This is a genomic window from Mycobacterium sp. IS-1556 (assembly GCF_001499985.1).
In the GTDB taxonomy this organism is placed as follows: Bacteria; Actinomycetota; Actinomycetes; order Mycobacteriales; family Mycobacteriaceae; genus Mycobacterium.
In genome coordinates this window covers 1-6,270 of the sequence record NZ_LQIM01000025.1, presented here as the reverse complement: position 1 = coordinate 6,270, position 6,270 = coordinate 1, and the positions used below count along the sequence as shown (strand labels likewise).

At 66.5% G+C, this 6,270-nt stretch carries 1 protein-coding gene; it reads right to left on the bottom strand.

Translation table 11 applies throughout. From position 1 onward, the window contains the following. Window positions 1-6,270 (bottom strand): non-ribosomal peptide synthetase (locus AU187_RS16370; protein WP_156442362.1); only part of this gene is annotated, 6,270 nt, incomplete at both ends.

The following is a 6,270-nucleotide window of genomic DNA, read 5'->3' as shown; positions in this document are numbered from 1 at the left end:
CCCCACCAACACCCGCCACAACCGCCCGACGAGCGCCTCGATGCTGGCCGCATCAAACACATCGGCACGAAACTCGAGGCGAATCTCCAGTTCGGCTCCCGGCACTGCTTGCAATGTGAGCGGATAGTGAGTGGATTCGTGGATGGTGAATTCAGTGACGGCAAACTCGTTGTCGCCCACCGGTACACCGGTGCTGATCGGGTAGTTCTCAAATGCGAAGAAGGTGTCGAACAGTCTTTCGTGACCGGTGATCCGGTGGATTTCGCCTAGCGCCAGATGCTGGTGCTCAAGGGTGTCGGTGTGAGCGCGTTGCAGTTGATCCAGCAACTCGGCGGTAGTGGTTGTCGCGGTGATGCGGGCCCGCACCGGCACCGTGTTGATGAACAGGCCCACCATTGATTCCGCGCCGGCCACCTCGGCTGGCCTACCCGAGACCGCCGCGCCGAATGCGACATCGTGGTGGCCGGTCAGCCCGCATAAAACCTGCGCGAAGGCGCCCTGCAGCACAATGTTCACGGTCGTGTGGCAGGAGCGCGCCAGCTCGTTGACGGCCCGGGTCGTCTCGGCGGGCACCCTAAACGATCGAGTGCTTCGCTGCCCTAGCTCTAACTGGTCCGGCGGTCCTACCAATGTGGGGCTGTCGAAGCCGGCCAACACCTCGCGCCAGGCCGCGCGGGCGGCGTCCATGTCACGATCCGCCAGCCAGGTAAGCAACGTCCGATACGGAACCGTCGCGGGCAGCCGCTCTCCGTAATAGCTGGCGAATATTTCGCGCAGAAGGATCGGCATCGACCAGCCGTCGAGCACGATGTGGTGGTTGGTCAGCACGAACCGATGCTGATCCGGTGCGACGCGGATCAACGCCACCCGGAAGGCCGGCTGTTCGACGAGGTCGTAGACCGCGGCCCGCTCGGCGGCGCAGAGCCGCTGGATCTGCTCACCGGCGTCGACGTCTTCGGCGCCGAGGTCGAGATAGCGCCATGGCACTACGGGGTCGGCCGGGATGATCTGCACCGGCTCGTCGAACTGGTCGCAGAACCGGGCCGCCAGGTTCGGATGTCGGTTGACCACCGTCTGCACGGCATCGCGTAAGCGGTGCTGGTCGACCCGGCCGCCCAACGTGATGACCAGCTGTATCGCGTACACATCGTCATCGGCCTGCGCAGTGCCGGCGTGGAAGAGCAGTCCTTGCTGAAGAGGCGTCAGTGGCAGCACGTCAACAATCTCGAATTGGCGCTGCAGTTCGTCGATTTGCTGTTGGTTGAGGCAGACCGGTGCGAGATCCGACGGCGTGAATCCGCCCCCACCGCGTCTGACGTGTTGGCAGATCCCGGCCAGGGCGTCAAACCACAGTTGGTTGAGCCGGGTGACCTGGGCGTGGTCCAGTGCCGAGGGCGCCCACGTCCAGTTGGCGTGCAGGCGCGCGCCGATGTCGGCGGCGACGGTGACGGCGTTGAGCTCCACGGTGTGCATCAGCGGCATGGGCATCGACGCGGCGGCGCCGGTCAATGCCAAGCCTTCTTGGTCGATTCGCCACGCCTCAGCGGACGCCTTCGCTGTTTCGGTCGCCCCGCCCAGGCGCCCGAAATAGTTGAAGCCGATCGGGGGGCTGGACCCGGCGAGGTCAACGTCGCGGTTGAGGTAGCGCAATAGGCCATAGCTCAGCGGGTCGGGGATCGCGCGAAGCTGTTCCTTGGCGTCTTTGACGACCGCGCCTAGGGCGGTATCGCCAGCCTGCACCTGTGCCCAGGACAGCCCGCCCATCGCCAATGCCACCGGGTATTTGGTGGTAAACCAGCCCACGGTGTGCGACAGGTCCACGTCGGCGGCTATTTCTTCGTGACGCCCGTGGCCCTCCACGTCGATGCCGATCGGTGTGCCACCGGCGGCGACAAATTCGGACACCGCCAAGCCGAACGCGATCAACAAGATGTCGTGCACCCCGGCATGAAATGCCGCCGGCACCTCACCAAGCAGCATGCCGGTGGTCTCGGCATCCAGCGACACCGACAGATGGCCGGCGCTTTCGTAGGTATCCCGCTCTGGGCATACCGCGGGAAGCGCGGCCGGGGCATCCTCCACATGTCGCCACACCGCGGCCTGTTCCACGACCGCCGGGTGGTGCGCATGCTCAACCAGCAACGACGCCCACCGCTGATATGACGTCCCGGTCGCCGCTGATATGACCGGCTGGCCACTCCGGTGCTGAGCCCACGCGGTGTTGAGGTCCTCCAGCAGAATCCACCACGACACCGCGTCGACCGCGAGATGGTGGATGATCAGCACCAGCTGGCTGGTGTCGGCTACCCATAACGCGCTGACCATCGCCCCGGCGGCCGGGTCGAGCCGCGAGCGCGCGCTCACCAACGCTTCCTCGGAAAACACCTCTACCGATTGCACGCATTCGCGCGCATTCACCGAGCCGGCCTCGGGGACCTCCAGCAACCAGGCCCCCGTCCCGTCCTCTTCGACGCGAAGGCGCAACATGGCGTGCCGATCCAGCAATGCCTGCACCACTACCACCGCGTCGGCCTCGCTGACCTCGGCAGGGGCTTGGATCAGCATCGTCTGGTTGAACTGCTGTACCGGACCCGCCACCGCGCGAAGCCAACACATGATCGGTGTGGCCGGCAGCGGCCCGACGCCTTCATCGACCGGACCGCAGGCAGCGGTCGCCAAGGTGGCGACCGCTGCCAGCCGCGCGACGGTTTGCTCGACGAACACATCGCGCGGGCGGCACACCAAGCCGGCGGCCCGGGCCCTTGCCACCACCTGCATTGCCGCGATGCTGTCGCCGCCGAGGTCGAAGAAGGAGTCGTCGACGCCGACCCGCTCGAGTCCGAGGGTCTGGGCGTAGATGCCTGCGAGGATTTCCTCGACCGCGTTGGTGGGAGCGTGGTATTCGCCGGCGGTGTATTCGGGGGCGGGCAGGGCGCGGGCGTCGAGTTTGCCGTTGGGGGTCAACGGCAGTTTGGCCAAAGCCACGATCGCGGCCGGAACCATGTAGGCCGGCAACCGATCAGCTAGCTGGGTGCGGGCCTCGGTCGCGTTGGCGGTGCCGGTGATATAGCCCACCAGGCGTTTCTGGCCGGGCCGGTCTTCGCGGGCGATGACGACCGCCTGCTGCACGCCGTCCACTTCGGATAGTGCGGCGCGGATCTCGCCGAGTTCGATGCGATAGCCGCGAACCTTGACCTGCTCATCGGCGCGGCCGAGATACGCCAGCTGCCCATCGGCAACCCAGCGCACCAGATCGCCCGTGCGATACATCCGTTGTCCCGGAGCACCGAACGGGCAGGGCACGAATCGCGACCCGGTCAACCCGGCCCGGCGCATATATCCGTATCCGAGCCCGGATCCGGCCACGTACAACTCCCCGACCACCCCGGGAGGCACCGGCCGCAACCAACCATCGAGCACGAACAACGCCGCGCCGGGCACCGGCGAGCCAATCGGCACCACTGCCGAGCCCGGAGTCAGCGGCGCGCTGATTGCTGCGTAGATCGTGGCTTCGGTGGGGCCATAAGCGTTGATCATCACCCGCCCCGGTGCCCAGCGCTCCACCAATTCGGGTGGGCAGGCCTCACCGGCCACTACCAACGCCGTCGACTCCAACCCCTCGGCTGACAACATCCCCATCGCCGACGGGGTTTGACTCAATACGTCGACGTGTTCTGCTACCAGCAGCCGGTGGAAGTCATCCGGGGCGCGGGCCACGTCATCGGGCACCACCACCAGCCGCCCACCTTGTAGTAGCGAGCCGAAGATCTCCCACGCCGATACGTCGAACGCATAGGAATGCCACTGCGACCACACGCCCGCGCCGAGCAGCCCGGGGTCCAACGATGGCACCAGCCCGGTGATGTTGCGGTGGCTGATCGTCACCCCCTTCGGTACTCCGGTCGTGCCCGAGGTGTAGATGAGGTAGGCGATGTCATCGGGGCTCGGCGGCGGCAGTGCCGTGTCGGGTTGGTTATTCACAGCCGGGTCGTTGAGGTCGATGACGGGCAGGGCGAACTCGTCTAGTCGGTCGGCCAGATCGGTGGTGGTGAGCGCGACGATCGGTTGGGCGTCGGTGAGCATGAAGCCGATCCGGCTCGCGGGCAGCGCCGGGTCGATCGGCAGATAGGCCGCTCCGGTCTTGAGCACCGCCAAGATCGACACGATCGCCTCAGCCGACCGCGAAAACAACAGCGCCACATACTGTTCCGGACCAGCACCCCGAGCGGTGAGCAGATGCGCCAACCGGTTGGCCGCCTCGTCAAGCTCGCGATACGTCATCGATCGGCCGTTGTAGGTCAGCGCCGGTGCCTGCGGGGTGCGAGCCACCTGTGCGGCGAACAACTGCGGAACCGACGAGCCGGTCACCGGCTGGAACAACACCGCCCGATTGCCCCACGTGTCGAGCTGGGCACGCTCGGGCTCGTCGAGCAGATCGACCGACGATATCCGCGCGGTGGGCGCGGCGGTCATCGCCATCAGCAGCCGTTGCAACCGCTCGAGGAGCGCCTCGATGCTGGCCGCATCGAACACATCGGTGCGAAATTCCACCGTGCCCTTTATGCCGGCCGGCGCACCCTGGTCGGTCCAGCGCTCCCTGAGGGAGAACGTCAAATCCATACGCGCCGTTTGGGTGTCGATCGGCAGCGGGGTCACCTGCAGATCGTCTAGGGAGAATCCGGCGACATTGTCGTTGGTCTGGCCAGGCAGGTTCTGCCAGGCCAACAGCACCTGCACCACCGGGTGATGGGTCAGGCTGCGAGTCGGGTTGAGCCGCTCGACCAACACCTCGAAGGGCACGTCCTGATGCTCGAAGGCCTCCAAACTGCGCGCCCGAACCGCCGCCAACAACTCAGCCACCGTGGGATCCCCAGCCAGATCCACCCGCATCACCAAGGTGTTGACGAAAAACCCGACCAGTTCATCGAGCGCAGGATCGCGCCGCCCGGCGATCGGAAAGCCCACGGCCACATCAGAAGTGGCGCTCAACTTTGCCAGCAGTACCGCCAGCGCCGCTTGCACCACCATGAAACTGGTCGCGTTGTGCTCCCGGGCCGCTCGGGCGACCTGTTGCTGTAGCTCGGCCGGCCAGTCGACGGCCACCGTGGCGCCGCGCTGATCAGCCACCGCCGGATAAGGCCGATCGGTGGGCAGCTCGAGGCGTTCGGGCAACCCGGCGAGGGCTTCCTCCCAGTAGGCCAGTTGCGCGGCGATGGGACTGTCGCTGTCGTCGAGCTCCCCTAGCTGCGCGCGCTGCCACAGTGTGTAATCGGCATACTGCACCGCCAGCGGCGCCCAATCCGGGGCGCGTCCCGCACACCGGCTGGCATAGGCCACGCCCAGATCGCGCACCAACGGGGTCAACGACCAGCCATCGGCGGCGATATGGTGCACCACCGCCACCAGCACGTGCTCATCCTCGGCTAGGCGGAAAAGCTGCGCCCGCAACGGGATCTGGTTCGCCAGATCGAACGTGTAGCGCGCCGCGGTCTGAATCTCGTCATCGAGCCGGTGGGCCGGCCAGCCGGTGGCATCAGTGACGTCCCAACCGAAGTCGGCCCGCTCGGCGGGCAACACGACCTGCTGCGGTGTCCCGTCAGATACGGCAAACACTGTGCGCAGGCTTTCATGGCGGGCCACCACATCGCCCAACGCCGCAGCCAATGCGTGCGCATCAAGGTGCCCACTCAGCCGCAACGCGGCCGGCATGTTGTAAACCGGTGACGGGCCGTGCAACTGGTCCAGGATCCACAACCGGTTTTGCGCGAATGACAACGGAAGCACCGGCGGCCGCTCAGTTGCCACCAACGGCTCCAGCCGATCCGCACCGCCACCGATGCGCGGCGACACCCGGGCGACCGTCGGCGCCTCAAAGAGGGTACGAACCGAAAGCCCGGCATCCAGGGCGGAATTGATCGCCGCGATCAGGCGCATCGCCGACAGGGAATCGCCGCCGAGGTCGAAGAAGGAGTCGTCAACGCCGACCCGCTCGAGCCCCAGCACTTGAGCGTAGATGCCGGCGACGATCTCCTCGACCGCGTTAGTGGGCGCGCGGTACTCGCCGGCGGTGTATTCCGGCGCCGGCAACGCGCGGCTGTCGAGTTTGCCGTTGGGGGTCAACGGCAGGTTGTCCAGCGCCACGATCGCGGCCGGAACCATGTAGGCGGGCAGCCGCTCGGCCAGCACGCTGCGCGCTTCGGTCGGGTCGGCGGTGCCGGTGATATAGCCAACCAGGCGTTTGTCGCCCGGGCGGTCCTCGCGGGCGATCAT